This is a genomic window from Micrococcus sp. 63XJN7_8_ISO-PGPR-S23-253 (assembly GCF_056173425.1).
The window spans coordinates 458,989-481,884 of sequence record NZ_CM149673.1 but is presented as its reverse complement, the minus strand read 5'-3'; the positions used below and the strand labels follow the sequence as shown (position 1 = coordinate 481,884).

The following is a 22,896-nucleotide window of genomic DNA, read 5'->3' as shown; positions in this document are numbered from 1 at the left end:
ATGCCCGACGTCCAGAACCCCTGCCCCACCGGAGCATCCCCGGCACCCGACGACGACCGGGCCGCCGCGTCCGTGGCGCTCGTGATCGTGGGCGCGACCGGTGACCTGACCCGACGGCTCCTGCTGCCGGGGCTGGCCCGGGCCCTCACGGTCCACGACCTGCCGGAGGTGACCCTGGTGGGCTCGGCCCACTCGGACGGCCATTCGCTCGAGGAGTGGCGCGGCGTCATCGAGGAGGCCGTGGGCGAGACGGATCTGGACGCCGACGCACGGGCGGGCCTCGTCGAGCGCGCCGCCTGGCGCACCGCCGACGCCTCGGACCCCGAGGACCTGGGCGCCCTGCTCGTCGCCGCCCGCGAGGCCGCCGGGGAGGAGGCCGTGGTCGTGCTGTACCTGGCGCTGGACCCGGACCTCGCCGCCGAGGCGTGCGCGGCGCTCGAGCAGGTGGAGGACCGCCCGGAGGGGCTGCGCGTCGTGCTGGAGAAGCCGTTCGGCTCGGACCAGCGGTCGGCGCGCGAGCTCAACGCGCTGCTGGGGCGGATCGCCGGCGAGGAGGACGTGTTCCGCGTGGACCACTTCCTCAGGGAGTCGATGGTCTCGGGCCTGCTCACCCTGCGCACCGCCAACCGCGTGCTGGAGCGTGTGTGGAGCGCGGCCGACGTCGAGCACGTGGACATCGTGGCGGACGAGTCCCTGGCCCTGGAGGGGCGCGCCGGGTTCTACGACGGCACCGGGGCTCTCGAGGACATGCTCCAGTCCCACCTGCTGCAGGTGCTGGCCATGGTGGCCCTGGAGCCCCCGCGGCGTCTCACCCCGGACGCGCTGCAGGACGCCGTCGTCGAGGTGCTGCGGGCCACGCGCGTGCGCGACGACGACGCGGTCGCCTCCTCGCGCCGGGCCCGGTACACCGCGGGGACGGTGGGAGGCCAGGACGTGCCCGACTACGTCGCCGAGGAGGGCGTGGACCCGGAGAACGGGACCGAGACGCTCGCCGAGGTGGAGCTGGAGGTCCGGACCGACCGGTGGGCGGGCGTGCCGTTCCGGCTGCGGTCCGGCAAGGCGCTGGAGCCGCGCCGCTGGGAGGTCGTGCTCTCGCTGCGGCCGCCCGAGGGGGTGCCCGCGGGGCTGGAGGCGGCCGCGGGGCGGGAGCGGATCGTGGTGGGACTGGACCCGCGGGCCCTGCGGGTGGAACTGGCCGTGGACGGGCCGGACACCCCGTTCGTCGCGGAGCGCGGCGTGCTCGCGGCGGACCTGGCCGAGGAGGACGTGGACGCGTACGGCGAGGTGATGCGCGGCGTGCTCACCGGGGATCGGATGCTCTCGGTCCGAGGCGACGCCGCGGAGGAGTGCTGGCGCATCCTGGCCCCCGTGATCGAGGCGTGGAACGCGGGGCGGGTGCCCCTCGACGAGTACGCCGCCGGGTCCCCGGGACCGGAGGACTGGCCGGAGAGGTGATCCGCGGGAGTGGCCGTGGGTCGCACGGCGGCGAGGGGGACGGCGTCGTACGGTGAGTGCCGGCAGCTCCGCCGACTGTGGGCGGGATGTTCGCCCAGAACACCTCCGCCCCCGCCTCGCCCGGCGCGCCTAGACTCAGGCCCCATGAGCACCCCGCAGCCCGACGCCGCCCGCCCCGACCACGACCGCCTGCCCGAGCAGGTCTCCAACCTCTTCGACCCCACGCGCTGGCGCGTGGTCGAGGGCTTCGACTTCGAGGACCTGACCTACCACCGCCAGGTGGAGCGCGACGCCGACGGCCGCTGGGTGCGCGACCTGCCCACGGTGCGCATCGCCTTCGACCGCCCCGAGGTCCGCAACGCGTTCCGGCCCGGCACCGTGGACGAGCTCTACCGCGCCCTCGACCATGCGCGCATGACCCCGGACGTGGGCACGGTGCTGCTCACCGGCAACGGCCCCTCCCCCAAGGACGGCGGCCACGCGTTCTGCTCCGGCGGGGACCAGCGCATCCGCGGCCGCGACGGCTACCGCTACGCCGAGGGGGAGACGGCCGAGACCATCGACCCGGCCCGCGCCGGACGCCTCCACATCCTCGAGGTCCAGCGCCTGATGCGCACCTCCCCCAAGGCGATCATCGCCGTCGTGAACGGCTGGGCGGCCGGCGGCGGCCACTCGCTCCACGTGGTCGCGGACCTCACCCTCGCCTCCCGCGAGCACGGGAAGTTCAAGCAGACGGACGCCACCGTGGGCTCCTTCGATGCCGGTTACGGCTCGGCCCTGCTCGCCCGGCAGGTGGGCCAGAAGCGCGCCCGCGAGATCTTCTTCACCGCCCGCGAGTACTCGGCCGAGGAGATGGTGGCCATGGGCGCGGTGAACGAGGCCGTGGACCACGAGCGCCTCGAGGAGGTCGCCCTCGAGTACGCCGCGGACATCAACCGTCAGTCCCCGCAGGCCCTGCGCATGCTCAAGTTCGCGTTCAACCTTCCCGACGACGGCATGGCCGGCCAGCAGGTCTTCGCCGGCGAGGCCACGCGCATGGCCTACATGACGGACGAGGCCGTGGAGGGCCGGGACGCGTTCCTGCAGAAGCGCGACCCGGACTGGTCCGCCTTCCCGTACCACTTCTGACCGACCACCACGGCAGGACGGAGACCCGCCCATGCTCGCACTGCTCAACGACCAGCCCATCCTCGTCCTCATGGCCACCGTCGCCCTGGGCGCCGCCGTCGGCACCATCCCCCTGGGCAAGATCCGCCTCGGCGCCTCCGGAGCCCTGTTCGTGGGCCTGCTCGTCGGGGCGGTGCTGCCCGACGTCGGCGACCGGCTGGCCCTGTTCCAGAGCTTCGGCCTGGCCCTGTTCGCCTACCTGATCGGGCTCGGCGCGGGCAAGGTGTTCTTCCGGGACCTGCGCCGCAACCTGCCCCTGATGCTGGCCGCCGTCGTCGTGGTGATCCTCACCGCCTTCACGGTGCACCCGCTGGCCGCGCTGCTCAACCTGGACCTGCCGACGGCGATCGGCGTGTGGACGGGTTCGCTCACCGCGACGCCGGCGATGGCGCTGGCGAACCAGCTCACCGGCGGGCAGGCCCCGGCCGTGGGCTACGGGCTGTCCTACCTGGTGGGCGTGGTCGGCACCATCATCGCGATCACCCTGCTCGCCGCCCGCCCGTGGAGCAGTTCCCCGCGCGATCCGGCGCCGGTGACCGACGGCAAGCTGCGCTTCACCGCCGCGGCCGCCACCTCCGCCCTCGCCGTGCGGGAGATCCCGGGGATCTCCGAGGGGCTGGTGCGCGTGGTGGCGCTGCGCCACGGCGGCGTGGCCCGGATCGCCGGCTCCGCCGACCGGATCGAACCCGGGGACGAGGTCGTCCTGGACGGCACGGAGAAGAACATCGACGCGGCCGTGCAGGCCTTCGGCCGCCGCACCGACGCCGACCCGGCGCAGGTGATGACCCCGCTGCAGACCTCCATGGTCATCGTCACGGCCCGCGCCCTGGCCGATCGCCGCCTGGGCACGCTGTCCCTGCGCGAGCGCTTCGGCACCGACGTCGCCCGGCTGCGGCGCGACGACGTCGAGTCGCTGGCCACCCCGCAGACCGAGCTCAAGGTCGGCGACCGGGTGCTCATCGTGACCACCGCGCCACGGATGGAGGCGGTGCGCGACTTCTTCGGCAACTCGACCCGGGGGCTCTCGAACCTGGACTGGATCTCCCTGGGCACGGGCATGGCGCTGGGCTACCTGCTGGGCATGGTGACGATCCCGCTTCCGGGCGGGGCCTCCTTCTCCCTCGGCCCGGCGGCCGGGTGCATCCTCGTCGGCCTCGTCCTCGGCGCGATCGGCCGAACGGGACCCACGGTGTGGGAGCCGTCCACGGAGATCGCGCTGACGCTGCGGCAGTTCGGCCTCATGCTCTTCCTGGGCGTGGTGGGCCTGGCCGCCGGCCCGGCGTTCATCGAGACGGTGTTCACCCGGGTCGGCGGGCTGGCCATCCTGATGTCCGCCGTGCTCACCGCGCTGACCGCGGCCCTGCTCATCGCCGCGGCACGGCTGCTGGGGCAGTCCGTGGATCGCACCTTCGGGGCGCTGGCGGGCATCACGGGCCAGCCGGCGATCCTGGACTACGCGCTCTCCCGGTCCACCGACGCCCGCGTGACCGAGGGGTACGCCCAGCTGTTCGCGCTGATCATGGTGGTCAAGATCGCCACCGTGCCGTTCATGCTCTGACCGGCCGGGCGGATCCGGTCCGCCGGGCGGGTCCGTCCGACCGTCGGGCCTCCTACACTCGGGGCCATGCCCGCCACCGCCGACGCCCTCGCCCGCGCCACGGACGCCCTCGCGGCGGCCTTCGACGGCGGCGCCCCCGTCGAGCTGACCGCCGACGGCGCCGCGCTCCCCCGGCCCGAGGCCCGCGACCCACGCCGCTGCGGGGACCCGGACGCCGTCGCCGTGGTGCGCACCTCCGGGTCCACGGGCACGCCGAAGCAGATCGTCCTGACCGGCGCGGCCCTGCGCGCCTCGGCCGCGGCCACGGCCCGGCGGCTCGGCGGCGAGGGGGCGTGGCTGCTGGCCCTCGGCGTGCACTACGTGGCCGGGCTCGCCGTGCTCTCCCGCTCGATCGCGGCCGGGACCGCACCCGTGGCCCTGCCACCGGGCCCGTTCACGCCCGCGGCGTTCGCCACCGGGGCGGCCGCCCTGCCCGACGACGCCGGCCCCCGGCTCGTCTCGCTCGTCCCCACCCAGCTCGCCCGCCTCCTCGCGGCCGACGCCGACCCGGCCGGGCGGGCGGCCCTGCGCTCCTTCGACCGCGTGCTCGTGGGCGGCGCCCGGCTCGATCCCGCGCTGCGGGCCGCGGCCGAGGCGGCGGGGGTGCGTCTCACCGCCACCTACGGCATGGCCGAGACGTGCGGCGGCTGCGTCTACGACGGCGTGCCGCTGCCCGGCGTCGCCGTCGCTGTGGCCCCGGAGGACCCCGACGCCCCGCCGCGCGTGCGCCTGGTCGGGCCCATGGTGGCGGCCGGCTACCTCGACGACCCCGCCCGCACCGCCGCCCACTTCGTCCCCGCCGCGGACGGCGCCCGCGCCTTCCTGACCGAGGACACGGGCGTGCTCTCCCCCACCGACGACGGCGGCGTGCGGCTGGCCGTGACCGGCCGCCTGGACGACGTCGTCATCACGGGCGGGGTGAAGGTGTCCGCGGCGGCGGTGACCGCGGTGCTCGAGGCGCACCCGGGCGTCGCGGCGGCCCACGTGGCCGGCGTGCCGGATCCCGAGTGGGGCGCGCGGCTGTGCGCGGCCGTCGTGCCCGCCCACCCGGCCGCGGCCCCCGACGAGGCCGTCCTGCGCGCCCACGTGCGCGAGGCGCTGGGTGCGGCCGCGGTGCCCAAGACGTGGCTTGTCCTCGACGCCCTGCCCCTGCTCTCCACCGGCAAGACCGACCGGCAGGCCCTGGCCGCCCGGTTCACCGCCGGCTGAGCGTCGCCCCGCCCGCGTGGGAGAATGACCCGGGCCCGGCCGACGTCGGACCCCGGCCGCGCGCCGATCCCCATCCCGCTCCCCAGGAGGAACCCCCGCCCATGGCCGCCACGCTCTCCCAGTGGGTCGCCGCCGCGCGACTGCGCACGCTGCCCATGGCGATCGCCCCCGTGATCGTCGGTTCGGCCGCCGCCGCGGAGCTCGGCTCCTTCCACCTCGGCGCGGCGCTGCTGGCCCTCGTGGTGTCGCTCGCGCTGCAGATCGGCGTGAACTACGCCAACGACTACTCAGACGGGATCCGCGGCACCGACGACGACCGCGTCGGCCCCTTCCGGCTCACCGTCTCCGGGCTCGTGCCCGCGGCCCAGGTGAAGCAGGCGGCCTTCGCGTTCTTCGGCCTCGCCGGGCTGGCCGGCCTGGGGCTCATCCTGCTCTCGGGGCACTGGTGGTTCCTGCTGGTCGGCGTCGCCTGCGTGCTGGCCGCGTGGTTCTACACCGGCGGGAAGCGGCCGTACGGGTACCTCGGCCTCGGTGAGGTGTTCGTGTTCGTGTTCTTCGGGCTGGTGGCCGTCCTCGGCACCACGTACACCCAGGCCGACGCCGTCAGCGGCCTGGCCTGGGCCGGCGCGATCGGCTGCGGGCTGATCTCCACGGCCCTGCTCATGGCCAACAACATCCGGGACATCCCCACGGACCGCGAGGTCGGGAAGATGACGCTGGCCGCCCGCCTGGGCGACGGACCCGCGCGGGTGTCCTACGGCGTCATGCTGGCCGTCGCCCTGCTGCTGCCGCTGTTCTGGGTGGCGGTGCACCCGGGGCTGCTGCTCGTGCCGATCGGCGGCCTGCTCGCGATCCGGCCGATCCGCACGGTGCTGCGCGCCGACGACCGCCGGGCGCTGATCCCGGTGCTGCGCGCGACCGGCGTGATCGGGATCGTCTACGCGATCACGTTCACTCTCGGCGCGCTGCTCTGAGCCGCACGGGATGACGACGGCGGCGGCATCCGCCCCGTCGCCCCGCGGGGCTCACTCGCGGAACCGGCCCTCGGTGTAGGCGTCCTCGGCGTCCGCGTCGGCGGTCTCGGTGCGGCCCCGGCGGCCCGGGCGGCCCTCCCACGCGGCGGACAGGTCCTCGGTGGCCCCCGTGCGCAGGCGGCCGAGGAAGAGGTAGCTGACCGCGAACGTCAGGATCGTGGCCGCGATCACCCCAAAGATCATCCCGAGGTCCATCACGTAGTAGAACAGCGCCCACAGGGCGACGAAGACGACCACGCGGACCAGACCGTAGAAGAAGATGCGCACCGGTCCATCCTACGAGGAAGGACGCCCCGCCCGCCGACCGCCCAGCCCGCGCCTAGACTGGAAGGATGGGCCGCTTCATCATCCCCGCCGCGATCATCCTCGCGGGCCTGACCCTCTACGCGCTGTTCGAGGCGCTGCTGACCCCCGCCCGCGAGGTGCGCAGCCTGCCGAAGGCGGCGTGGGTGGCGGTCATCGTGCTCGTGCCGCTCGTGGGGCCGCTGCTGTGGCTGCTGCTCGGCCGCGCCCGCCCGGCCGGCGCGGCCGGCCGCCCGGCGCCCCGGCCCACCGGGGCCCCGGACGACGACGAGGCGTTCCTGCGCAGCCTGCGCATGCAGCGCCGCCAGGACGCCCGCGAGCAGGACCTGGACCGCCGCGAGGCCGAGCTGCGCGCCCGCGAGGAGGAGCTGCGCCGTCGTCGGGAGCAGGGCGACGACGACGCCGACCCGGACGGCGACGGCCCGCGCGCCTGAGGGGCCCCGCCGGACTCAGCCGGGCAGACCCGCGTACGAGTGCAGGCCCGGGAAGTACGTGTTCACGATCGTGTAGTTGAACACGATGCACAGGAAGCCCACGATGCTCAGCCAGGCCGCGCGGGCGCCGGTCCAGCCGCGGGTGGCGCGGGCGTGCAGGTACGCCGCGTAGACCACCCAGATGACGAAGGACCAGACCTCCTTGGTGTCCCAGTTCCAGTACCGGCCCCACGCGGCTTCGGCCCAGATGGCGCCGGCGATCACGGTGAACGTCCACATCACGAAGGCGATCGCGTTGAGGCGGTAGGACCAGTTCTCCAGCCCCTGCGCGGCCGGCACGAGGCGCAGGAACGCCCACGAGCGCTCGCCCGCCGCGGCGCGCTTCTCCGCACGGTCCTGCAGCAGCTGCAGCACGGACATCGCCGCGGTCAGCGCGAACAGCGAGCTGGCGAGCACGGCGATGGACACGTGGATGACGAGCCACGGCGACTGCAGCGGCGGCTGGAGGTGGCCCACCGGCGTCGGGAAGCCCATGGTGGCCGCGCACATCATGGCCACCACGAGACCGGTGACGAACGTGCCCACGAAGCGCAGGTCCTTGCGGAAGAGGAACAGCAGGTAGACGGTCGTGATCACGAGCGCGCCCGTGGTCATGAACTCGTACAGGTTGCCCCACGGCACGCGGGAGGCGGCGAGGCCGCGGGCGACGACGGCGAACGCGTGCAGCGCCCAGCCGACGGCCAGCACGGCCACCGCCACGTTGGCGACCGGGCGGCGGCCGCCGCCCGTGTAGTCCATGTCCTCGTCCACGAGGTCGGCGTCCGCGTCGATGCCGGGCTCGGCGGCGGACGGCCGGGCCGTGTCGGAGTCGCTCGCGCCGACCGCCGTGGACCCGCCGACGGCGGCCCCCACGGTCTCGCGGGCCGGAGCGGTGCGCACCTGCCCGCGCTGGGCCGCGAGGTCGGCCTCGAGGCGGCGGATGGTGGCCGAGGCGGTGGCCATGTCGATGGTGAACAGGATGAACGCCGCCGCGTACACGAGCGCGGCGATGAGCATGAAGAGGTCGCTGTACAGCGCCAGCTGCTCGTTCACGGGGGCCGTGGGGTTGAACACTGTCAGTCTCCTGATCGGGCGTCGGCGGGGCCGGCGGGGGTCTCGGGGGCGGTGGGGGTGGACTGGGGGGCGGCACCGGCCGCGGCGTCGTCGGCCGTCTCGGTGGCGGCGACGATGGGCCACCACTTCTCCATGGCGGCGCGCAGGGCCACGTGCTCCTCGTGGAGACCGAACTCCTCGCCGCGGGCGAGCAGCGCGTACTCCACGCGGGTGCGGCCGTCGTCGTCGGTGCGGGCACGCACCCACACGCGGCGGCGGCGGACGAACAGACTGATCGCCAGGCCGAGCAGGGCGGTGCCGGCGAACACGCCGACGCCCCACTTGCCCGGGTCGTAGTGGATGTCCAGGCCGACGTAGCGGCGGACGCCGTCGAAGCTGATGGAGCCCTTGCCCTCGGGCAGCTCGTACGTCTGGCCCGGGCTGAGCACGATGCCGCCGTTCTCGTTGGTGCGGCTGTTGAGCTCGGTGAGGGATGCGGTGTCCAGCACGTACACGTTCTGCGGGCGGCCGGTGTCCAGGCCGAGGTCCCCGTAGTACGAGTTCAGCTGCAGCTCCGGGTTGAGCAGCTCGGGGTCCGCGGAGAACGCGGCGCCTTCCTCGTCCTCCACCGCCGAGGGCAGGAAGAAGCCGACGAAGCCCAGCTGGTCCGGCCGCGCGTCGGGGACCTTGATGGTGGCCTGCGAGCCGTAGTTCTGGTCGAACACGCGGGTGACCACGGGGCCCTGGAAGGCCACGTCCCCGGCGCCGTCGCGGATGGTCACCACGGGCGCGTAGCCGTTGCCCACGAGGTAGACGCGCACGCCGTCGATGTCCAGCGGCTGGTTGACCTTGAGGATCTGGCGCTGGAGCTCGCCGCCGGAGCCCTCTCGGACGTCCATGACGGCGGTGTAGTCCAGCGGCTGGCCGTAGTGGGTCTCGGACTCGCGGTCGAACACGGCGTCGAAGGAGTCGAGGGTGAGGGAGAACGGCTGGAGGTCGTCCGCGCTGAAGTAGGTGCCGGGGGTGAAGGAGTCGTAGGCCACGAGGTTGTTGGCGAAGCCCTCGCCCTCCACGATGATCTTCTGCCCGCCGTACTTGGTCATGCCGCCGTAGGCCATGAACACGAGCACGCCGATCAGCGAGACGTGGAACAGGATGTTGCCGATCTCGCGCAGGTATCCGCGCTCGGCGCCCACGGACGCGCCGCCGGCCTCGGGGCGGTGCTCCACGCGGTAGCGGCGCTTGCGCAGCCACGCCTGGGCTCTGGCCACGGCCTCCTCGGGGCTCGGGCCGCCCTCCTCGAGGACGACGACGCCGGAGGCCGGCAGGCGCGTCAGGTTGCGGGGGGTGCGGGCCGGGGGCTGGCGCAGGGCCTTGGCGTGCTGGATGGCGCGCGGCCACACGCAGCCCACGAGGGAGACGAACAGCAGCAGGTAGATGGCCGAGAACCAGACGGAGTTGTAGACGTCGAAGAACTGCAGGGCGTCCAGGACGGGGCCCCAGAAGGGGTGGTCCGCGATCCACTGGTCCACGATCTCGGGGCCGGCGCGGCGCTGGGGCACGAGGGAGCCGGGCACGGCGGCGACGGCGAGCAGGAGCAGCAGCATGAGCGCGGTGCTCATGCTGGTCAGCTGGGTCCAGATCCAGCGCAGGGTCCCGGTGAGGCCCAGCTGAGGGAGGGCGACGTCCTCCGAGCGGGCGCGGTCGGCCTTCGAGCTCACAGGGGCATCCTCCATTCGTTGGCGAACCAGAACTGCAGCTGCGTGGTCCAGTGCGTCCACACGCCGGTGACCATGAGCAGGCCGAGCAGCACCAGCAGGGCGCCGCCGAGCCGCATGATCAGCACGCGGTGCCGCGTGAAGAACCCGACCGCCCGCATGCCGCGCTCCATGCCGACGGCGATGAGCACGAACGGCACGCCGAGGCCCAGGCAGTACAGGAACGCCAGGAGCGCCCCGCGCCCGAGCGAGCCGGAGCCCGCAGTGGACATGGCGAGCACGGCCGCCATGGTCGGGCCGATGCACGGGGCCCACCCGAGGCCGAAGGTCATGCCGAGCAGCGGCGCCCCGGCCAGGCCGGCGGCGGGCTTGAGGTGGAGGCGGCGCTCCTGCTGGAGACGTCCGCCACCGCCCATGAACACCAGACCCATGAGCGCCACGAGCACGCCGAGCACGCGGGTGACCCACTGGCCGTCGCGCTGCAGCCACACCATGGCCTGCGTGAAGACCACGCTGATCGCCACGAACACCACGGCGAAGCCGAGCACGAACAGCACGGCGCCGAGCACGAGGCGGCCGCGGCGCCGGGTGGTGAGGACGTCACCGCCCAGGCCGGTGACGTAGCCGAGCCAGCCGGGCACGAGCGGCAGGACGCACGGCGAGAGGAAGGAGATGAGCCCGGCGAGCAGGGCGATCGGGGCCGCGAGCAGCAGTGAGCCGTCCAGCGCGATATCGGCGAAGGGATTGTTCTGCATGGACACGGCGGCCACTCAGGCCGCGGCCTCGTCCACCACGGTGGTCAGCAGCGCGCGCAGGGTGGACTCCTCCACGGCGCCGAGCACCCGCGCGGCCACGCGGCCCTCGACGTCCAGGACGAGGGTGGAGGGCACGGCCTGCGGGGGCACGTAGTCGGTCATGTTCAGGAGCACGTCCCCGCGGGCGTCCTCGATGGACGGGTAGGGGATCTCGAAGGTGCGCTCGAAGGCCTGCGCGGTGGTGACGGTGTCCCGGACGTTCACGCCGAGGAACCGCACCCCCTGCGGGGCGAACTGCTCGTGCAGGGAGACGAGGTGGGGGGCCTCGACGCGGCACGGCGCGCAGGCGGCGTACCAGAAGTTCAGCAGGGCGGGGGTGCCGCGCAGGCTCGCGCCGGTCACGGGGGTGCCGTCGAAGAGCTCGGCGGCGAACTCCACGGGGGCGCCGCGCTCGGCGGGGGCGATCTCCAGGACGGAGCCGTCGCCGGCGATGTAGTTCTTGCCGTCCGCGTTGCCCGCCTGCCGCGCGAGCGAGTCGTCACCGCCCGAGCAGGCCGCGAGCGCCGGCGCCAGGCTGGCGAGGGCGAGGCCGGTCAGCAGGGTGCGGCGGGACGGACGGGGCGGGGTGTGCATGGCGTGACTGCCCTCCAGGGGATGCGCGGCGCTGGATTCCGGGGACCTGGGGAGTCTACTGTCCGCCCCGCATTCTGACTGAACCCTGGACGTCACACCCCCACCCCGTGGGAGGCCGCGGCCGGCGTCGTCGACGCCGGCCGCCGTCGGGGCCTCAGGCGCCCGGCAGGGAGGAGGCGTCCTTGAGCAGGGCCTGGTTCGGTTCGTGGTACTCGACGCGCGGCACCCTGCGCCCTTCCTCGTACACGAGCGAGGTCACGGAGGTCAGCGAGCACTCACGCCGGCGCGGGTCGTGCCACAGCGGACGGCCCTCGACGGCCAGGCGCGTCACCCAGATCGGCAGCTGGTGCGAGACGAGCACGGACTCGGCGCCGGGCCCCTCGGCGGCCACGGCCTCGCCGCGGAGCCGGTCGACGACGGCCAGCATCCGGGCGGCCTGCGCGCGGTACGGCTCGCCCCAGGACGGGCGCAGGGGATTGCGCAGCCGGGGCCACAGCCGCGGGTTCCGCTTCAGCGACGCCGCCACCTGGGACATGCCCTCGAAGGCGTTCTCCGCCTCGATCAGGTCCGGCTCGGTGACCAGCGGCAGGTCGAACGCGGCCGCGATGGGCGCGGCGGTCTGCTGCGCGCGGGTCAGCGGGGAGGCGGCGACGACGGCGGGCGCCCGGCCGGTCTGCGCGGCACGCTCCTCGAACCACGCGGCCACGCCCCGGGCCATCTCGTGGCCGAGCTCCGAGAGCCCGAACTCCGGCAGGCGGCCGTAGAGGACACGATCGGGGTTGTGGACTTCTCCGTGGCGGACCAGGTGGACGGTGGCGAGCGTCTGCATGGGGCCAGTCTGGCAGAGGCGGACCGGTGGCCCCGGCGGTAGCGTGGGGCACAGCTCGGCGCGACCGCGCCGCCACCCCCGTCCGCACCGAGACGCCGCGAGCGTCGGCGTCGCTAGGAGGCCCCATGTCCGGCACCTCGCCCACCGATCCCCACGGCAGCCAGAACCCGTACGGCGCCGACCCGTACGGCGCCGTCCCGCAGGGGTCGACCCCGGGCTCCCCCGACCCGGCGGGTGCGAGCCCGTACGGCCAGAACCCCTACGGCGCACCGCCGGCGACTCCGTACGGCGCCCCGGGCCAGGCGGGGATGCCCCAGGCCCCCTCCCCCCACGGCCCGGCCGGCTGGCAGTCTCCCGGCCCGGTCGAGCTGCCCCCGCGGCCGCGCTCCCTGACGGCCGCGTTCTGGCTGATCGTCTCGGGCGGCCTCCTGCTGCTGGCGACGACCCTGCTGGCGGCCTTCGCCATCACCCAGCCGGAGGGCCAGGCCGCGATCCAGCAGGAGCTGGACCGGTCCGTCGAGCAGATGGATCTGCCCGCCGACCAGGCGGAGCAGATGCGCGCCATGATGGACGGGATGCTCCCGGCCCTCGCCACGACGGCGGCCGTGTTCGGCGTGCTCGCGTTCCTCGTCTACCTGTGGGTGGCGTTCGCGATCCGCGGCGGCTCGCGCGCCGCGCGCATCGTCGGAACGGTGCTGGCGGCCCTGTCCGTGCTGGTGCTGGTCTCCAACGCCGTGATGGGGGCGTTCAGCCCGCTGGACCTGGTGTGGGTGGGCCTCGGCGTCGCCGGCATCGTGCTCGCCTACCGCCCGGACGCCACGGAGTACATGCGGCTGAAGGCCTGGCAGCGCTTCGCGCGCCGCTGAGCCCGCTCAGGCCCGCGGGGCGTCCAGGAGCCGGCCCAGGCGGGCCGGGTCCACGCGCCAGAAGTCGCGCTGGACGCCGTCGACGAACAGCACGGGCACCTCGTCCGCGAACCGCTCGAGCAGGGCCGGGTGCGCGGCGCCGTCGACGGCCTCCCAGGCCTCGCCCCGCGCGTCGCACACCTGCGCCACCGTGGCCTCGGCGTCGGCGCACAGGTGGCAGCCGGGCTTCACGAGCAGCTGGACGCGGGCGGTGGCGGCGGGCAGGTCGGCGGTCATGGCCCCCACTCTACGGATCGCCGTCCACGACGAAGCCGCCGCCCCCGGAAGGGGACGGCGGCTTCGTCTCGTCAGCGCCCGGAGGGCGCGGGCGTCACTTCTTGTTGCGACGCTGGTGACGGGTCTTGCGAAGCAGCTTGCGGTGCTTCTTCTTCGACATGCGCTTGCGGCGCTTCTTGATCACAGATCCCATGGGGACTCCTTGAATCGGGGCGAGGGTCGGCGGTCGTGGGACCGCAGGCATCCGGGGCGCCGGACACGCCGACCCGCATTCCACCGGATGTGGAACGCCTGGAAACGTTCTCGGCCACAATACCGGCCGCACGGGCCGCGGTCGAACCGGGACGCGGGCCGTCTCAGTCGAACCAGGGGTCCAGCCCGTGCAGCGGGAACACCTCGCGGCGCGTGGCCATGATCGACTGGTCCACCGGGTCGGCCGGGTCGTAGCCCACCTCCCACGAGCGCCACCACACATCCGCGTCCTCGCCCATCACGGTGGGGATCCGCTCGGCGTCGTCCCCCTCGTGCACGGACATGTCCCCGGTCAGCTCGTCCGCGGTGAGGGTCCGGACGTGCTCGATCCAGGCGGCGGGGATCTCGCTCTTCACCGGGATCGGGGTCTGCAGGACGGCGGCGGTCAGGTGGGCCCACGCGCGCGGCACCACCCGCAGCGGGTTGTAGCCGCCGCCCCCGGTGGCCAGCCACCGGCCGTGCGCGAACCGGTCGGCCCAGTCGCCGACGTCGAACGCGAGCTGGCGCTGGCCGTCCACGCTCAGCCGCAGGTCGGCGAGCGGGTCCGTGCGGTGACCGTCGCAGCCGTGCTGGCTGACCAGCACGTCCGGGGCGAACGCCTGCAGCAGCGGGGGGACCACGGCGTGGGCGGCGCGCAGGAAGCCGGCGTCGCCGGTGCGCGGGGGCAGCGCGACGTTCACCGCTGTGCCCTGAGCGGCCGAGCCGCCGATCTCGTTGGCGAAGCCCGTGCCCGGGAACAGGCTGATGCCCGTCTCGTGCAGGGAGATGGTGAGCACGCGGGGGTCGTCGTAGAAGATCGACTGCGTGCCGTCGCCGTGGTGCGCGTCCACGTCGACGTAGGCGACGCGCTCCGCGCCGAGGTCCAGCAGGCGCTGGATGGCCACGGCGCAGTCGTTGTAGATGCAGAACCCGGACGCCGAGGACCGGGCGGCGTGGTGCATGCCGCCGGCGAAGTTCACGGCGCGGTCCACCTCGCCGGACCAGATCGCCTCCGCGGCGACGAGGGAGCCGCCCGCGATCCGGGCGGCGGACTCGTGCAGGTCCGGGAACACGGGACAGTCCTCGGTGCCCAGGCCGAAGCAGCCGTCCTCGTCCGACGACGTCGCCGCGGCCCGGCGCACGGCGGCGACGTACTCGGGATCGTGGACGAGGGCGAGCTGCTCGTCCGTGGCCACGGGCGGCTCCACGATCCGCACGTGGGGCGCGTCCAGCAGGCCGAACGCCTCCACGAGCCGGTGCGTGAGGTCCAGCCGCAGGGGCGCCATCGGGTGCTCCGCGCTGAACCGGTAGCGGAGCAGGCTGGAGTCCCACACCACAGCGGCGGGGGTGGGAGCGGGAGGGGTGGACGTGGTGCTCATCACGGTCCAGCCTAGGGCTCCGGGCGGCACGGTGGCGACGAGCGCCTCGGATGTCTCACCCACGTGACGCGCGGGCCTCAGGGGCGCGCGATACTGGGAGCCGGTCCGTTCCCCGTCCCCGTGCAGGAGGTGCCCCGTGGCAGGTCCCCGTCCGACCCCGCACGCCCGCCGCCACGGCGGGGTGCGCCGGCCCGGCGGACTCCCCCGGCCCGGCCAGGCCTCCACGCTGGAGTCCTCGACCGACCTGCGCACGGCGCTGCGGCGCTCGGGCCGTGCCGTCAGCTCGGTGGTGGGCGGCTCCCCGGCCCGCGCCGCCCTCTCCGCCTTCGCCCTCATGGCCCTGGTGTTCACCGGGCTCCTCGCCCTGCCGTGGGCCGCGGCGGACGGCCACGCCACCCCCCTGCACGACGCCATGTTCACCGCGGTCTCCGCCTTCTCCGTGACCGGTCTGACCACCGTCAACACGGCCGAGCACTGGTCCCCCGCGGGCCAGGTGATCATCCTCGTGGCCATCCAGATCGGCGGCCTGGGCATCCTCTCGATGGCCTCGCTGCTCACGTTGGCCGTCTCCCGGCATCTGGGCCTGAGGTCGAAGCTGGCGACGCAGCAGGCGGGCATGACCTCCGGCAGTCTCGGCGAGGTCGGCCAGCTGCTGCGCGTCGTCGTCGTGACGGTGCTGACCGCCGAGGCCGCGCTGGCGCTCGTCCTCGTGCCGCGGTTCGCGGCCATCTCCGGCTCGTGGCTCACCGGCCTGTGGCACGGTGTCTTCTACTCGGTCAGCGCCTTCAACAACGCGGGGTTCACCCTGCACGTGGACGGCCTGCCGGAGATCATGCACGACCCGGTGGTCATCACGGTGCTCGGCGTCGGCGTGTTCCTCGGCGCGCTCGGCTTCCCCGTGGTCATGGTGCTGCTGGAGAAGGGGTGGCGGTTCCGGGAGTGGAACCTGCACACCAAGCTCACGGTCGAGGTGACGCTGGCCCTGCTGGTGCTCGGCGCCGTCGCCCTCTTCTTCTTCGAGGCGGGCAACCCGGCGACCCAGGCCGGCATGGGCTTCTGGCAGCGGGTCGGGCACTCCCTGTTCGGCTCCGTGATGACCCGCTCCGGAGGCTTCGCGATCGACGACACGAACGCGCACCAGCCCGAGTCCCTGCTGCTCATGGACGCGCTGATGTTCGTGGGCGGTGGGTCCGCCTCCACCGCGGGCGGCATCAAGGTGACCACGCTGGCGATCATGTTCCTCGCGATCGTGGCGGAGGCGCGCGGCGACCGCGAGGTGACGGCGCACGGCCGCACGATCGCCCCCGAGTCCCTGCGCGTGGCCATCGCGGTGCTCGCACTCGGGGCCACCCTCGTGCTCGTGGCCACTCTGGCGCTGGTGCACATCACCGACGAGTCCCTCCAGCGGCCCCTGTTCGAGGTGATCTCCGCGTTCGGCACGTGCGGACTCTCCGTGGGCGTCTCCGCGGAGAGCCCACCGGCCGGCAAGTACGTCCTGACGGCCATGATGTTCGCGGGCCGCGTTGGTACGATCACGTTCGCCGCCGCCCTGGCCCTGCGCCAGCGGCGCGTGCTCTACCGCTACCCCGTCGAGAGGCCGGTCATTGGCTGACACCCCGCAGCGCACCGATCCCAACGCCCCCGTGCTCGTCGTGGGTCTGGGCCGCTTCGGCGCCGCCACGGCCGAGGAGCTCGTCGCACAGGGGCGCGAGGTGCTCGCCGTCGAGCGGGACCCCGTCCTCGTGCAGCGCTACGCCCCCTCGCTGACCCACGTGGTGGAGGCGGACGCCACCGACTCCGAGGCCCTGCGCCAGCTCGGTGCGCAGGACTTCTCGACGGCGGTGGTCGGCGTGGGCACCTCCATCGAGGCATCGGTGCTGATCACCGTGAACCTCGTGGACCTGGAGATCCCGCACATCTGGGTGAAGGCGATCAGCGAGGCGCACGGCACGATCCTCAAGCGGATCGGGGCGAACCATGTGATCTTCCCGGAGCACGACGCCGGCGTGCGCGCCGCCCACCTCGTGAACGGGCGCATGCTCGACTTCATCGAGTTCGACGACGACTTCGCGATCGTGAAGATGTACCCGCCGGCCGAGTGCGTGGGCTTCACGCTCGCCGAGTCCCACGTGCGCTCCAAGTACGGCGTGACCGTGGTGGGCGTGAAGACCCCGGGCGAGGACTTCACCTACGCCCAGCCGGACACCCGGGTGGGCCCGCGCGACACCCTCATCGTCTCCGGGCACACGGACCTCATCGACCGGTTCGCCGCCCGGCCCTGAGGCACGCCGGAGCCGTCAGGCCCCGAACTCCTCGGCCATCTCCTTGTCGCGCTGCGCGGCCGCGTCCATGGCACGGTTCACGAGGTCGCCCATGCCGCCGTCCAGGAACGCCTCCACGGCCTTCTCGGTGGTGCCGTTCGGGCTCATCACGGCCTTGCGCAGAGCCTCGGCCCTGGCCCCCTCCTGCTGGAGCATGATGCCGGCGCCCTTGACGGTGGCCGCGGCCATGGCCTCGGCGGAGGCGGCGTCCAGTCCCATCTCCGCACCGTGGGCGGCGATCAGCTCGGCCAGCAGGAACACGTAGGCCGGGGCGGAGCCGGCGGTGGCCACCACGGCGGAGAGCTGCTCCTCGGCCACCGGCACCACCAGGCCGGAGCCCTCGAAGAGAGCGCGCACGGCGGTGGTCTGCTCCTCGGTGACGCCCGGCCCGGGGGCCACGCCCACGACGCCGGAGCCCACCGTCAGGGGCGTGTTCGGCATGGTCCGCACGATCGGCTGCCCCGCCGGCAGCACGGCGGCCATGGTCGCGGCGGTGACGCCGGCTGCCACGGACACCACCACGGTCTCGGGGCGCAGCGACGGCGCCAGGTCCGTGAGGGTGGCGACCATGTCCTTCGGCTTCACGCCCACCAGGACTATGTCCGCCTCAGCGACCGCGGCATGGTTGGTGCGTTCGTCCCGCTCCTGGGAGGTCACCGTGACGCCGTGCTGCGCGGCCGCCTTCTCGGCGGAGGCGGCGGAGCGGGTGGTGGCGGTGACGTCCTCGGCGCGCACGGCGCCGGCGTCGAGGGCCCCGGCGAGGATCGCGCCGGTCATGGTGCCCAGGCCCAGGATGGTCAGCTTCATGGTCGGTCCGTCTCCTTCGTGGTCGGGCGCGGAACGCCGTCGTCGTCGTGGTGGTCGGTCCCGCCGGCGGCCAGGTGCTCGCGCGCGAACGCGAGCGAGGCGGCCAGCTTCTCCTCGCGCTGGCCCGCGTACTCCACGCCGCGCGTGCCCACCTCCACGCACACCGCGCCGGCCAGGCCCTCGGTCGCCAGGTGGCGCAGGGTCTCGGCCACGCGCTGCGTGCCCTCGCCGGGGACCAGGTGGTCGTCCTTGCCGGAGTCGTTGCCGTCGGTGAGGTGGACGTGCCGCAGCCGCGGGCCGAGCTCGCGGACGGCCGCCAGAGAGTCCGCCCGCGCGATGGCCGCGTGGGAGAAGTCCCAGCAGATGTGCTCGTACGGCTCGGGCAGCGGGTTCCAGTGCGGCAGGTACATCTTGGCCTCGCGGCCGTAGGCCCGCCACGGGTACATGTTCTCCACCGCGATCACCACACCGGTCTCCGCCATGAGCTCGTGGATGCCCTCGGCGAAGCGCACCGCGTACGTGCCCTGCCAGCGGAACGGCGGGTGGGCGACCACGGTGGCCGCACCCACGGCCTGCGCCAGCTCCACGGAGCGGCGGATCTTGGACCACGCGGAGCCCCAGACCTGCTGCGTGAACAGCAGGGTGGGGGCGTGGATGGAGTCGATGGGCATCCCGTGCCGCTCGGACAGCCGCATCAGCCGCCGCGCGTCCTGGCTCCACGCGTTGTGCGTGACCATGACCTCCACGCCGTCGTAGCCGAGGTCCTCGGCGGTGGCGAACACGTCCTGGGTGCCCAGGGGGAACACGGACGAGGAGGACAGGGTCACGGGGATGTCCGCGCCGAAGCGCGCCGCGGGGGCCAGGTGCGCGGTGGCGTCCACCATGCTCAGCGCACCCCCAGGCTCAGTCCCGGCAGGAGGGTGTCCGGGTTGAGGTTCACGTGGCCGACGCCGGGCAGGCCGTCCCGGGTGAGGTGGCCCTCGAGCATGAGCGCGTCGAGGCGGTTGAGGATCAGGCCCTCGCGCAGCGCCCACGGGCAGATCTCGAGCTGGGCGATGCCGAACGTGCGCATGGCCGTCAGCGCGACGATCGCCCCCGCGAATACCTGGTGCGCGCGCACGTCCGAGACGCCGGGCAGCTCCGCCCGCTCCGCGATGGTCATCGCCGCGAGGCGGTTCACCCACAGGTGCAGGTCGTCCGCGCGCAGGTGCCGCTTCACGAAGGGCCCCGCCGCCGACGGCGCCGCCCCGGTGATCCGGGCGAGGGAGCGGAACGTCTTCGAGGTGGCGGTGACCACCACGGGCGACTCGATGCGCGGGAAGACCGTGTACGCCTCCTCGAGTCGCTTCTCCACGTGCTTGCGGAGCTTCTTCACCGCCTTGGGGCTGGGCGGGTCCTCGGGCACCCAGTCGCGGGTGAGGCGGCCGGCGCCCAGCGGCAGGGACAGGGCGTGCGAGGGCAGCTCGTCCTGGCCGTAGGCGATCTCGAAGGAGCCGCCGCCGATGTCGAAGTTCAGGATGGAGCCGGCGTCCCAGCCCTGCCAGCGGCGCACGGCGAAGTACGTCATGGCCGACTCCTGGTCCCCCGTGAGCTCGGAGAGGTGCACACCGGTCTCGGCCTGCACGCGGGCCAGCACGGCGGCGCCGTTCGCGGACTCGCGGATCGCCGAGGTGCAGAACGAGATCATGTCCTCCGCCCGGTGCTCCTCCGCGAACGCGGCGGCCTCCCGGACGAAGTCCACGAGCTCCCGCTGACCCTCCTCCGTGATCGCCCCGTCGGCGTCCTGGTAGCGGATCAGCGGGAGGGAGCGCTTGTGCTCCGCGTAGGCGACGGGGCGGGCCCCCGGGTGGGCGTCCACGAGCAGCAGGTGAACGGTGTTGGAGCCGATGTCCAGGACGCCGAGGCGCATGGCGCTCAGGCCTTCTTCCGCGCGGTGGTCTTCTTGGCCGGGGCCTTGCGCGCCGCCGGCTTCTTGGCACCGCCGCGGGTGGCCGGGCCCTTGGCGCGCTTGTCCGCGAGCAGCTGGTAGGCCTCCTCCGCCGTGAGCTCCTCGGGCTGGCGGCCGCGCGGGACGGTGATGTTGGTGACGCCGTCCGTGATGTACGGGCCGAAGCGGCCCTCCTTCACAGTGACCTTCTTGCCGGAGACCGGGTCCTCGCCGAACTCGGCCAGCGGCGGCTTGGCGGCCCCGCGGCCACGCTGCTTCGGCTGGGCGTAGATCTCGAGGGCCTGCTCCTGCGTGATGCTGAAGATCTGGTCCTCGGACTCGAGCGAGCGCGAGTCCGAGCCCTTCTTCAGGTAGGGCCCGAAGCGGCCGTTCTGGGCGGTGATGACCTCGCCCTCGGCGTCCGCGCCCACGACGCGCGGCAGGGACATCAGCTGCAGCGCCTGCTCGAGGGTCACGGTGTCCACGGACATGCTCGTGAAGAGGGAGCCGGTGCGGGGCTTCTCCTTGGCCGGCTTCTTCTTCGGCTTGGGCTTGCCGTTCTTGTAGTACTCGGTGGGCTGGGCGTCGAGCCAGGCCTGCAGCTCCTCCTCGGTCATCTCGGGGATGACCTCGGTGACGTAGGGCCCGTAGCGCCCGTCCTTGGCGACGATGGTCCGGCCCGTCTCCGGGTCCGTGCCGAGCTCGCGCTCGGAGGGCTGGGCGGTGGCGAACAGCTCCTCGGCCTTGGCCGGGGTGAGCTCGTCCGGGGCCAGGTCCTCGGGGACGTTGGCGCGCGGCGGGGTGGCGCCCGCCTCCGCGTCGGCCGGCAGCGACCGCTCCAGGTACGGACCGTACTGGCCCACCCGCAGGGTGATGTCCTCGGTGATCGGCAGCGAGTTCACGGCCCGCGCGTCGATCTCGCCGAGGTTGTCCACCACGTGCTTGAGGCCCTCGACGCCCTTCTCCGTCTCCGCGGCGGGGGCCCCGAAGTAGAAGGTCTGCAGCCAGGCCTCGCGGCCGAGTTCGCCCGCGGCGATCCGGTCGAGGTCGTCCTCCATGCGGGCCGTGAAGTCGTAGTCCACGTACTTCGCGAAGTAGTCCTCGAGCAGGCCGATCACCGCGAACGCGGTCCACGACGGGACGAGCGCGGTGCCGCGCTTGGACACGTAGCCGCGGTCCATGATCGTGGAGATCGTCGGGGCGTACGTGGAGGGACGCCCGATCTCGCGGCGCTCCAGCTCGGCGACGATCGACGCCTCGGTGTAGCGGGCCGGCGGGGAGGTCTCGTGCCCGGTGGCCTCGATCGGGTCACCGGTGAGGCGCTCGCCCTGGGCCACCTGCGGCAGTCGGCGGTCCTTGGCCTCCGCGTTCTCGCCATCGACCTCGGCGTCCCGACCCTCCTCGTACGCGTCGAGGAAGCCCTTGAACGTGATGACGGTGCCCGAGGCGCTGAACTGCGCGAGGCGGCCGTCCTGCGCGGCGGCCGAGAGCCGCAGCGTGGCGGTGTAGCCCTTGGCGTCGGCCATCTGCGAGGCCACGGTGCGCTTCCAGATCAGCTCGTACAGGCGGAACTCGTCCGGGCGCAGCTCGGCCTCGACCTGGGCCGGGGTCCGGAAGGAGTCCCCCGCGGGCCGGATGGCCTCGTGGGCCTCCTGCGCGGTCTCGTTGCGCTTGGCGTAGACGCGCGGCTGGGCCGGCACGGCGTCCGCCCCGGAGAGCTCGGTGGCCTGGCGCCGGGCGGCCTGCACGGCCTCCTGCGAGAGGTTCACCGAGTCCGTGCGCATGTACGTGATGTAGCCGTTCTCGTACAGGCGCTGGGCCACCTGCATGGAGACGCGGGAGCTCATGCGGAGCTTGCGGGCGGCCTCCTGCTGCAGCGTGGAGGTGGTGAAGGGGGCGGCCGGGCGGCGGGTGTACGGCTTGTCCTCCACCGAGTCGACCGTGAAGTCCGCCCCGCGCAGACCCTCGGCCAGCGAGCGGGCGCCGGCCTCGTCCAGGTGGGTCACCTTCTTGCCGGCGGAGGCCTTGAGCCGCCCGGCGTCGTCGAAGTCGCGGCCCGTGGCCACACGCTCGCCGTCCACGGTGCTCAGACGTGCGGTGAAGGAGCTGCCCACGGCCTCGGCGGCCTGGGCGCCCTCGGCGACGGTGAACGTGCCCTCCACGCCCCAGTACTGCGCGGAGACGAAGGCCATGCGCTCGCGCTCGCGCTCGACGACGAGGCGGGTGGCCACGGACTGCACACGGCCCGCGGAGAGGCCGCGGGAGACCTTGCGCCACAGCACCGGGGAGAGCTCGTAGCCGAAGAGCCGGTCGAGGATGCGGCGCGTCTCCTGGGCGTCCACGAGGGCCGTGTCCAGCTCACGGATGTTCTCCAGGCCTCGGCGCACGCCCTCCTTGGTGATCTCGCCGAAGGTCATCCGGTACACCGGCACCGTGGGCTTGAGGGTGTCCAGCAGGTGCCAGGCGATGGCCTCGCCCTCGCGGTCCGCATCCGTGGCGAGGTAGAGGGCCTCGGCGTCCTTGAGCTCGCGCTTGAGCTCCGTGACCTTCTTCTTCTTGTCCGGGTGCACCACGTAGTACGGGGTGAAGCCGTGCTCCGTGTCCACGGCGAACTTGCCGAACGGGCCCTTCTTCATGTCCGCCGGCAGGTCCGAGGGCTTGGGCAGGTCGCGGATGTGCCCCACGGAGGAGTCCACCACCCAGCCGGAGCCCACCGCGTTGAGGTACTTCGCGATGGACTTGCTCTTGGCCGGGGACTCCACGATGACCAGCTTCTTGCCCTCGGGCACGGAAGCGGTCACGGAAGCGGGGGTAGTGGACAACGGGTCCTCCTGGGACGGGATGGCTGCGGGTCCGGGGCCGA

22 protein-coding genes are annotated in these 22,896 nt (G+C 73.6%); 9 read left to right on the top strand and 13 right to left on the bottom strand.

The genetic code is table 11. The features are described 5' to 3' along the window. The 5 genes from AC0VX4_RS02260 (at position 1) to AC0VX4_RS02240 (ending at position 6,402) form a co-directional block, all read left to right on the top strand. Positions 1–1,455, top strand: coding sequence for a glucose-6-phosphate dehydrogenase (locus AC0VX4_RS02260; protein ID WP_475464521.1), 1,455 nt, complete (start codon positions 1–3; stop codon positions 1,453–1,455). Positions 1,456–1,599: 144 nt separating this feature from the next. Beyond that, positions 1,600–2,583, top strand: a complete 984-nt coding sequence (locus AC0VX4_RS02255; protein WP_475464520.1) for a 1,4-dihydroxy-2-naphthoyl-CoA synthase — start codon at positions 1,600–1,602, stop codon at positions 2,581–2,583. A 31-nt stretch (positions 2,584–2,614) separates the two neighbouring features. After that, on the top strand, positions 2,615–4,180 hold the full coding sequence (locus tag AC0VX4_RS02250) for an aspartate:alanine exchanger family transporter (RefSeq protein ID WP_475464519.1): 1,566 nt from the start codon (positions 2,615–2,617) through the stop codon (positions 4,178–4,180). A 66-nt stretch (positions 4,181–4,246) separates the two neighbouring features. Further along, entirely contained in the window at positions 4,247–5,428 is a 1,182-nt protein-coding gene (locus AC0VX4_RS02245; protein ID WP_475464518.1) for an AMP-binding protein, read from the top strand. 101 nt (positions 5,429–5,529) lie between these two features. Then, the gene (locus AC0VX4_RS02240; protein WP_475464517.1) at positions 5,530–6,402 is read left to right on the top strand and encodes a 1,4-dihydroxy-2-naphthoate polyprenyltransferase; all 873 of its coding nucleotides are present in this window, start codon (positions 5,530–5,532) and stop codon (positions 6,400–6,402) included. Between the two features lie 51 nt (positions 6,403–6,453). On the opposite strand, the gene AC0VX4_RS02235 is transcribed toward AC0VX4_RS02240, so the two are convergent. After that, the gene (locus tag AC0VX4_RS02235) at positions 6,454–6,729 is read right to left on the bottom strand and encodes a DUF4229 domain-containing protein (RefSeq protein ID WP_010080315.1); all 276 of its coding nucleotides are present in this window, start codon (positions 6,727–6,729) and stop codon (positions 6,454–6,456) included. 65 nt (positions 6,730–6,794) lie between these two features. Between AC0VX4_RS02235 and AC0VX4_RS02230 the strand changes: the two genes are divergently transcribed. After that, positions 6,795–7,199 (top strand): PLDc N-terminal domain-containing protein, encoded by a 405-nt coding sequence (locus AC0VX4_RS02230; protein WP_010080314.1) that lies wholly within the window; start codon positions 6,795–6,797, stop codon positions 7,197–7,199. Positions 7,200–7,214: 15 nt separating this feature from the next. Here AC0VX4_RS02230 and ccsB read toward each other — a convergent pair whose 3' ends face one another. The 5 genes from ccsB to AC0VX4_RS02205 form a co-directional block, all read right to left on the bottom strand. Beyond that, complete coding sequence (gene ccsB / locus AC0VX4_RS02225; RefSeq protein ID WP_475464516.1) at positions 7,215–8,312, bottom strand: c-type cytochrome biogenesis protein CcsB; 1,098 nt, start codon at positions 8,310–8,312, stop codon at positions 7,215–7,217. Between the two features lie 2 nt (positions 8,313–8,314). Beyond that, positions 8,315–10,012: a cytochrome c biogenesis protein ResB gene (resB, locus tag AC0VX4_RS02220; protein ID WP_041104033.1), complete on the bottom strand. Its 1,698-nt coding sequence runs from the start codon at positions 10,010–10,012 to the stop codon at positions 8,315–8,317. Next, a complete protein-coding gene (locus tag AC0VX4_RS02215; protein WP_041104065.1) occupies positions 10,009–10,764 on the bottom strand; it encodes a cytochrome c biogenesis CcdA family protein in 756 nt (251 codons plus the stop codon). The genes resB and AC0VX4_RS02215 overlap by 4 nt, the downstream gene beginning before the upstream one ends. 15 nt (positions 10,765–10,779) lie before the next feature. After that, a complete protein-coding gene (locus tag AC0VX4_RS02210) occupies positions 10,780–11,397 on the bottom strand; it encodes a TlpA family protein disulfide reductase (RefSeq protein ID WP_036317264.1) in 618 nt (205 codons plus the stop codon). Between the two features lie 154 nt (positions 11,398–11,551). Continuing rightward, the gene (locus AC0VX4_RS02205; protein ID WP_036317266.1) at positions 11,552–12,226 is read right to left on the bottom strand and encodes a histidine phosphatase family protein; all 675 of its coding nucleotides are present in this window, start codon (positions 12,224–12,226) and stop codon (positions 11,552–11,554) included. A 125-nt stretch (positions 12,227–12,351) separates the two neighbouring features. Between AC0VX4_RS02205 and AC0VX4_RS02200 the strand changes: the two genes are divergently transcribed. Then, positions 12,352–13,092: a Bax inhibitor 1 family protein gene (locus AC0VX4_RS02200; RefSeq protein WP_192593604.1), complete on the top strand. Its 741-nt coding sequence runs from the start codon at positions 12,352–12,354 to the stop codon at positions 13,090–13,092. A gap of 6 nt (positions 13,093–13,098) precedes the next feature. Here AC0VX4_RS02200 and AC0VX4_RS02195 read toward each other — a convergent pair whose 3' ends face one another. The 3 genes from AC0VX4_RS02195 to AC0VX4_RS02185 form a co-directional block, all read right to left on the bottom strand. Further along, a complete protein-coding gene (locus AC0VX4_RS02195; RefSeq protein WP_002856337.1) occupies positions 13,099–13,368 on the bottom strand; it encodes a glutaredoxin family protein in 270 nt (89 codons plus the stop codon). 94 nt (positions 13,369–13,462) lie between these two features. Then, entirely contained in the window at positions 13,463–13,561 is a 99-nt protein-coding gene (locus AC0VX4_RS02190) for a 30S ribosomal protein bS22 (protein ID WP_005504750.1), read from the bottom strand. 163 nt (positions 13,562–13,724) lie between these two features. Beyond that, positions 13,725–14,978 (bottom strand): acetoin utilization protein AcuC, encoded by a 1,254-nt coding sequence (locus tag AC0VX4_RS02185; protein WP_002856333.1) that lies wholly within the window; start codon positions 14,976–14,978, stop codon positions 13,725–13,727. A gap of 136 nt (positions 14,979–15,114) precedes the next feature. Here AC0VX4_RS02185 and AC0VX4_RS02180 point away from each other — a divergent pair, with 136 nt between their 5' ends. Both AC0VX4_RS02180 and AC0VX4_RS02175 read left to right on the top strand, forming a co-directional pair. Beyond that, positions 15,115–16,590 carry a TrkH family potassium uptake protein gene (locus AC0VX4_RS02180; RefSeq protein ID WP_002856331.1) on the top strand — a complete coding sequence of 492 codons (1,476 nt, stop codon included), beginning with the start codon at positions 15,115–15,117 and terminating at the stop codon, positions 16,588–16,590. Next, positions 16,583–17,260: a potassium channel family protein gene (locus AC0VX4_RS02175; protein WP_002856329.1), complete on the top strand. Its 678-nt coding sequence runs from the start codon at positions 16,583–16,585 to the stop codon at positions 17,258–17,260. The genes AC0VX4_RS02180 and AC0VX4_RS02175 overlap by 8 nt, the downstream gene beginning before the upstream one ends. A gap of 15 nt (positions 17,261–17,275) precedes the next feature. On the opposite strand, the gene proC is transcribed toward AC0VX4_RS02175, so the two are convergent. From proC to topA, 4 genes are read right to left on the bottom strand one after another with little or no spacing between them, the layout of a single operon-like run. Beyond that, a complete protein-coding gene (gene proC / locus AC0VX4_RS02170; RefSeq protein ID WP_002856327.1) occupies positions 17,276–18,106 on the bottom strand; it encodes a pyrroline-5-carboxylate reductase in 831 nt (276 codons plus the stop codon). Further along, positions 18,103–18,990 carry a sugar phosphate isomerase/epimerase family protein gene (locus AC0VX4_RS02165; RefSeq protein ID WP_002856324.1) on the bottom strand — a complete coding sequence of 296 codons (888 nt, stop codon included), beginning with the start codon at positions 18,988–18,990 and terminating at the stop codon, positions 18,103–18,105. The genes proC and AC0VX4_RS02165 overlap by 4 nt, the downstream gene beginning before the upstream one ends. A 2-nt stretch (positions 18,991–18,992) precedes the next feature. Further along, positions 18,993–20,015 carry a Ppx/GppA family phosphatase gene (locus tag AC0VX4_RS02160; RefSeq protein WP_002856323.1) on the bottom strand — a complete coding sequence of 341 codons (1,023 nt, stop codon included), beginning with the start codon at positions 20,013–20,015 and terminating at the stop codon, positions 18,993–18,995. Positions 20,016–20,020: 5 nt separating this feature from the next. Beyond that, on the bottom strand, positions 20,021–22,855 hold the full coding sequence (gene topA / locus AC0VX4_RS02155) for a type I DNA topoisomerase (protein WP_002856321.1): 2,835 nt from the start codon (positions 22,853–22,855) through the stop codon (positions 20,021–20,023). Between the last annotated feature and the right edge of the window lie 41 nt (positions 22,856–22,896).

Excerpts from the sequence above, each read along its gene's own strand:
- AC0VX4_RS02250 (WP_475464519.1), top strand. The coding sequence starts at position 2,615 with ATGCTCGCACTGCTCAACGACCAGCCCATCCTCGTCCTCATGGCCACC.
- AC0VX4_RS02245 (WP_475464518.1), top strand. The coding sequence starts at position 4,247 with ATGCCCGCCACCGCCGACGCCCTCGCCCGCGCCACGGACGCCCTCGCG.
- AC0VX4_RS02200 (WP_192593604.1), top strand. The coding sequence starts at position 12,352 with ATGTCCGGCACCTCGCCCACCGATCCCCACGGCAGCCAGAACCCGTAC.
- AC0VX4_RS02205 (WP_036317266.1), bottom strand. The coding sequence starts at position 12,226 with ATGCAGACGCTCGCCACCGTCCACCTGGTCCGCCACGGAGAAGTCCAC.
- AC0VX4_RS02210 (WP_036317264.1), bottom strand. The coding sequence starts at position 11,397 with ATGCACACCCCGCCCCGTCCGTCCCGCCGCACCCTGCTGACCGGCCTC.
- AC0VX4_RS02240 (WP_475464517.1), top strand. The coding sequence starts at position 5,530 with ATGGCCGCCACGCTCTCCCAGTGGGTCGCCGCCGCGCGACTGCGCACG.
- AC0VX4_RS02255 (WP_475464520.1), top strand. The coding sequence starts at position 1,600 with ATGAGCACCCCGCAGCCCGACGCCGCCCGCCCCGACCACGACCGCCTG.
- proC (WP_002856327.1), bottom strand. The coding sequence starts at position 18,106 with ATGAAGCTGACCATCCTGGGCCTGGGCACCATGACCGGCGCGATCCTC.
- AC0VX4_RS02215 (WP_041104065.1), bottom strand. The coding sequence starts at position 10,764 with ATGCAGAACAATCCCTTCGCCGATATCGCGCTGGACGGCTCACTGCTG.
- AC0VX4_RS02165 (WP_002856324.1), bottom strand. The coding sequence starts at position 18,990 with ATGGTGGACGCCACCGCGCACCTGGCCCCCGCGGCGCGCTTCGGCGCG.
- AC0VX4_RS02160 (WP_002856323.1), bottom strand. The coding sequence starts at position 20,015 with ATGCGCCTCGGCGTCCTGGACATCGGCTCCAACACCGTTCACCTGCTG.
- AC0VX4_RS02190 (WP_005504750.1), bottom strand. The coding sequence starts at position 13,561 with ATGGGATCTGTGATCAAGAAGCGCCGCAAGCGCATGTCGAAGAAGAAG.
- AC0VX4_RS02195 (WP_002856337.1), bottom strand. The coding sequence starts at position 13,368 with ATGACCGCCGACCTGCCCGCCGCCACCGCCCGCGTCCAGCTGCTCGTG.
- AC0VX4_RS02185 (WP_002856333.1), bottom strand. The coding sequence starts at position 14,978 with ATGAGCACCACGTCCACCCCTCCCGCTCCCACCCCCGCCGCTGTGGTG.
- AC0VX4_RS02260 (WP_475464521.1), top strand. The coding sequence starts at position 1 with ATGCCCGACGTCCAGAACCCCTGCCCCACCGGAGCATCCCCGGCACCC.
- AC0VX4_RS02230 (WP_010080314.1), top strand. The coding sequence starts at position 6,795 with ATGGGCCGCTTCATCATCCCCGCCGCGATCATCCTCGCGGGCCTGACC.